At 44.3% G+C, this 6,024-nt stretch carries 2 protein-coding genes and 1 pseudogene; 2 read left to right on the forward strand and 1 reads right to left on the reverse strand.

Features of this window, described 5'->3' with window-relative positions; all coding sequences use genetic code 11:
• Window positions 1-60: 60 nt before the first annotated feature.
• Window positions 61-1,908 (forward strand): penicillin-binding protein 2, encoded by a 1,848-nt coding sequence (gene mrdA / locus ACFE90_RS13590; RefSeq protein WP_375501285.1) that lies wholly within the window; start codon window positions 61-63, stop codon window positions 1,906-1,908.
• A gap of 357 nt (window positions 1,909-2,265) precedes the next feature.
• The gene (locus ACFE90_RS13595; protein WP_375501287.1) at window positions 2,266-4,953 is read left to right on the forward strand and encodes a CHAT domain-containing protein; all 2,688 of its coding nucleotides are present in this window, start codon (window positions 2,266-2,268) and stop codon (window positions 4,951-4,953) included.
• Between the two features lie 111 nt (window positions 4,954-5,064).
• Here ACFE90_RS13595 and ACFE90_RS13600 read toward each other — a convergent pair.
• A pseudogene (locus ACFE90_RS13600) lies at window positions 5,065-6,024 on the reverse strand (filamentous hemagglutinin); the annotation flags it as partial.

Here is a 6,024-nt window from a genome sequence, read left to right on the forward strand (position 1 = left end):
GGCATGAGTTTAGGGTAATTGTATACAGATAATACCCCTATTGGAATCATTATTTGTCTTATGTCTTTATTCCCATCAATTGGCAGCAAAAAAGATACACGTACAGTTGGACGTGGTTTCCAATCAATATTTTTAATCGTATTTACCGTATTAATGCTCACTAGTATTGAGGCTCGTTTGGCATATTTGCAAATTGTTGAAGGGCCAAAACTCCGGGAACGAGCCGAAGCGAACCGAGTTCGGATGATTCTTAAACAACCCGAACGGGGAAATATTTTTGACCGCAACGGTAAACTTTTAGCCACTACTCGCTATCCTAGCTCTGTATATTTGTGGCCGATGGCACATACTAAACCTTCCTGGTCTGTAGTCGGCCCGCGTCTAGCGCAAATTCTCAACATTCCCCAAGATGAAATGGAAAAGAAATTAGAACAAGCTGGTGCTAATTCTTCTTCACTCATCCGGGTTGCTCGCGATCTAAATGAAGCAGAAATCACGGCATTAAAGGAGTATAAAAATGAACTCCCGGAAGTAGAAATCAATACAGATTCTGTGCGTTATTATCCCCACGGCAAGGAATTGGCTCATGTACTAGGTTATACGCGAGAGTTGACCCCCGACCAGTTAAAGGACAAAAAGCAGCAAGGCTATCGACTTGGAGATGTAATCGGTCAGATGGGGGTGGAAAAAGCTTATGAAAAAATGTTGCGCGGTGAATGGGGCGGTCAGCAAGTGGAAGTAGATGGTGCGGGTAGACCAATCCGGGTTTTGGGGGAGAAACAGGCAAAAGCTGGTAACGATTTGCACCTGACCATAGATTTAGATGTGCAAAAGGCAGCAGAAAAAGCTTTGGGAAATCACCGAGGTGCCATCGCAGCACTCGATCCGAATAACGGTGCTGTTTTAGCACTAGTATCTTACCCCACCTTTGACCCGAATATCTTCTCCAAACAAAAACTCTCCCAGAAAGATTGGGAAAGCGTGCAAGGTAAAGATCATCCCTTGGTTAATCGTGCCCTGAGTGCCTTTCCCCCCGCCAGTACTTTCAAAATTGTCACCACTACAGCTGGGTTGGAATCAGGGCAATTTTCTCCTGATTCAATATTACAGACCTTTGGTTCTCTTACCGTTGGTGGGGTGACTTTTGGTGAGTGGAACCACGCCGGATTTGGGCCATTAGGATTTCCACGAGCCATCGCTATGAGTAGTGATACTTTCTTCTATCAAGTTGGCAGAAAAGTCGGTGGCCCAACTTTAATCGAATGGAGTCGCAAATACGGATTTGGTCAAAGAACTGGCATTGAATTTCCCAACGAAGAATCAAAAGGTTTGGTTCCAGATGAAACATGGAAGCAGAGAATTTTGAAAACACCTTGGACTGTAGGCGACACCATTAATATGTCAATTGGTCAAGGTGCTTTGCAAGTGACACCCCTGCAATCGGCGATTATGTTTTCTGTCCCTGCTAATGGCGGGTATCGAGTTCAGCCGCATTTACTCAAAGACAACGAACAAGCAAAAAGTTGGCGAGAATCCTTAAATATGAAGCCGACAACTATTAAAGTTCTCCGCGACGGACTGCGGCGGGTAGTGAGTGAAGGTACTGGTAAGCGCTTGGACGTGCCCACAATTGCCCCAGCCTCTGGAAAGAGTGGCACTGCTGAAGCTGGTGTTGGTCGCCCAAATCACACTTGGTTTGGTGCTTATGCCCCCACTAATAAGCCGGAAATTGTGGTTGTGGCCTTTGGTGAAAATACTGGCGAACATGGCGGTACTGTTTGCGGCCCGATGGTTTTACAAGTGCTAGAAGCTTATTTTCAGCACAAGTATCCAGGTAAGTATCAAAAACCTCAACCCGATCCATTAGAAGCTAAAACTCAGAGTTTAGGACATAGCACTGGAGACTAGTGCCGCAAGGCGGAAGTCAAAAGTCAAAAGTCAAATAGGTGTACATTATACTTCTTGCTCATACACCCTTTTTCTTTCTTTAGCGATCGCCTGTAAGCTTATGGGGACGAATGCACCCACATTGCTATTTAATCAGGAGCTAGTATTACCCCGCAAAATTAATGGTACAGACCATTATATGCCTTTAAGGTTCTGTGAACAAGGGGCAATTGATAATAAAGTAATGTCTGACTATATTTGACTATACAGAACTGAACTATGAGATGCCCAAATCATTTTTTCCTAGCGCTGTTCACTGCATTTCTATGCATAGCCTTATCCCCTGTTTTAGCAAAACCTCCTGCCGTCTACTCTGCCATGCAAAATTTGACCGAGCAAGGGGAGTGGGGAAAACAAGGAAGTAGTGAAAGCAGGGAACTGATGAATGCTGAATCCCCTACTTTCTACTCGCTACTCCCCCTTAAAAGCGGCCCATCCCAAACGGCAAGCGTAGTGGAACAGGGCAAAATATTATACGACAGGGGACAGTTTAGTGAAGCGATAAAAGTTTTGCAACAGGCTGCTGCTGCGTTTAAAACCTCTAGGGATGGATTACAAGAAGCGATGACGCTGAGTAATCTCTCCTTGGCTTATCATCAACTTGGCTTGTGGGCAGAAGCTGAGGAAGCGATCGCCCAAAGTTTAAAATTATTACAGTCAGGGGAAAATACGGGCAGTTCCGGTGAGCGTTCCCAACTTATTGCACAAGCCCTAGATGTGCAAGGACAGTTACAACTATCACAAGGACAAGCAGAAGCGGCTTTAACTATCTGGCAAAAAGCTGCTAATATTTATCAGCAAATAGGCGACAAGCCTAGATTAACTCGTAACCGGATTAACTCTGCACAAGCTTTGCAAGCTTTAGGGCTTTACCTTCAAGCTAACAAAATTTTAAACGAAGTACAGCAAACCCTTACCAGCCTTCCAGACTCACTTCTTGTAGCAACAGGGCTGCGTAGTCTTGGCAACATCCGCCGAGTTGTCGGTGATTTAAGCGTATCACGGTTGGTGTTGGGGAAAAGTTTAGCAGTGGCAAAACGAGTGCAATCTCCAAAAGCGATCGCAGAGGCTCAACTCAGTTTAGGCAACACAGCCCGCGCCCAGCAAGACACTGAAGCGGCTTTACAATACTATCAGGAGGCTGCTGCTGTATCTGTTTCCTCCATCACCCGCATCCAGGCTCGCCTAAATTTACTTAGTCTACTTTTAGAAAAAAACCAAGATCAAGATGCATTAGCGTTGTCGTCTCAAATCCAGTCGGCAATTAGCAACTTGCCACCCAGCCGAACCTCAGTATATACTCGCATTAAGTTTGCCGAAAATCTTACACAATTAAAAGAAAAAACTAGCATAGATACCCCCTCATGGCTGAACATTGCCCAGCAATTCTCCACTGCGATCAAACAGGCACAGAACTTGCAAGATCGGCGAGCAGAATCTTATGCCATGGGCAGCCTTGGTGAGTTGTATGAAAAAACCAGGCAGTTTTCTGATGCTCAAGAGCTTACCGAGAAAGCTTTATTCACAGCGCAAAGTATTAATGCATCGGATATTGCTTATCAGTGGCAATGGCAACTAGGACGCATATTGAAAAAAAAGGAAGATATTAAAGGCGCGATCGCATCCTATAATGTAGCCTACAAGACCCTTCAATCTCTGCGTGGTGATTTAGTAGCCATCAATCCAGACGTTCAGTTTTCCTTCCGGGACAATATTGAACCAGTGTATCGAGAGTTAGTCGAATTACTGTTGCGTTCTCCCCAAGGCAACAGCGCTTCTGTTCGCTTTGATAAGCTAGACCAACGAGACGCTTCTCTACTAAAGGCTAGCGCTGACGCTTCACTATCGCGATCGCCACAAGAGGGCAGCAATCAAGACAATCTAAAGCTTGCTCGTGATGTAATTGAATCTCTGCAATTGGCAGAACTCGATAACTTCTTTCGGTCAGCCTGTTTAAACCCTACGCAGGAACTTGACCCAGTAGTTGACAAAAAAGACCAACGAGCAGCAGTAATTTATCCAATTATTTTGCCAGACCGCCTAGATGTTATCGTCAAATTGCCTAATCAAGACTTGCGCCACTACAAGACTGTAATAGCTCAAAATGATGTGGAAAACACAATAGCAGAACTGAGGAAAAACTTACTAAATGTCACAGCGACCGTTCGAGTTCAGCAGCAGTCGCAACAAATATATGATTGGTTAATTCGACCTGCACAAACAGATTTAGTTAATAGTGGGATAAAAACCTTAGTGTTTGTACTGGATGGTGATTTGCGGAATATTCCGATGGCGGTTCTCTACGACAAACAACAGAAGCAATATCTAGTAGAGAAATATGCGATCGCCTTGACACCAGGTTTGCAACTCCTTGATCCTAAACCTTTGCGACAGGTACAGCTAAATGCTTTAACAGCCGGAGTCAGCGAAAAACGCCCAGTCGAAGGCAAAGAATTTCCCGAATTAGAAAATGTACCACGGGAATTAAAAGAAATCAAATCTGAAGTACCTAAGAGTGAAGAACTGTTAAATCAACAGTTTACCCAAACAAACCTGCAAAATAAGTTGCAAAAAGTTTCCTTCTCTGTGGTTCACCTAGCAACTCACGGTGAATTTAGTTCTGATGCTGAAAAAACCTTTATTCTCACCTGGGATAAACTGGTTAAAGTCAAGGAATTTGATAATCTACTGCGAGTTAGCGACAAAAACAGATTTAGTAGCATTGAATTACTCGTCCTTAGTGCTTGCCAAACTGCTGAGGGAGACAAACGAGCAGCTTTGGGACTGGCTGGGATAGCTATGCGGGCGGGGGTACGCAGTACACTAGCAACATTGTGGTCAATAGATGATCGCTCTACTGCCGATGTAATGAGTGAGTTCTATCGACAGCTAAAGGTTGGGGCGAATAAAGCCGAGGCGCTCCAGGGTGCCCAATTAGCTGTTTTTGCTAAGGAAAAAGCTCCATATTTCTGGGCACCCTATGTTTTAGTAGGCAATTGGCTCTAATGTGCGTTAGAAATCCGGTTTTTCTAACTAATACCAATTTGAAAAAAGAATATGACAGATTTAAATCTGGCTTTCTGAATTTTAAATTTTGAATTAGTATAACCTGGTTTTTTAGAAACAAGAAGCAGGAGTAAACCAGGAACTATGAGGCAAACCTTTCGGCGCATCAGCCGTGAGTACAACTTCACCTTTAGCATTTTTTACCCACCCTTGCGCTTCCACAATCGGCGCTGGACTGGAACTATTTACCTGATTTGAATTTGTACCAACACGGTTTTCACCCTTTGGGTTGAGAGTTACCCAATCTAGTTCAACTGCATCAGGAGTGAGGGGTTCGGTTCTGGGGTTGGGTGGTAAGCCGCCGCGTCCAGTGATCGTAAAACTGTTTTGATTTTCACCAGGACGCACTTGACAGGCTTGCGACACTTGAGTATCGACTGGTACAGCTGGTAAGTTAATTAATCCTCGATAGGGGTCAACATCGAGCGTGTTGATATCTACAATGCCACTTAAATTAGGTCTTGTTTGGGAAACTGCCGTAATATCATTTGTCTGAAGTTGACGCGGGTCTAAATCCGTAGGGCGCAACTTTTTAAGGTCTTCGCTAGTTAGTGGTGCAATTCCAAAAATATTAGTAGCTTTAATTGTGACTCTCCCACCACTACCACTAAATGCATTGGCGGTGATATCGCTGTTTTCATTTGGGTTGGCGACGATGAAGCCGTCAGGGATATTGATGGTGATATTACCGCCATTTCCACCAGCCCCTCTAGTGCCTGCTGAGGTAGAAATCTCACTGTTGCGGCGCAGTAACAATAAGTCTTGCAAGTTCAGCGTAATATTGCCACCATCACCGGAGTTAGCTTGCCCAATCAGCTTACCTTGGTTATCCAATTTGATAGAACGAGCCGTGATTTCCAAATCACCTGCCTTTTTTGTGCCTTGACTGCTCACAGTTATGTCAGCGTTATTTAAGACATTTAATTCTCCACTCTTAACTATAATGCTTCCCCCCTCTCCGGTAGATTCTTTAGAAGTGGAAGCTGAAACCTGCGCTCCATCTTGAACAAT

This window comes from uncultured Nostoc sp. (assembly GCF_964245445.1).
GTDB lineage: Bacteria > Cyanobacteriota > Cyanobacteriia > Cyanobacteriales > Nostocaceae > Nostoc.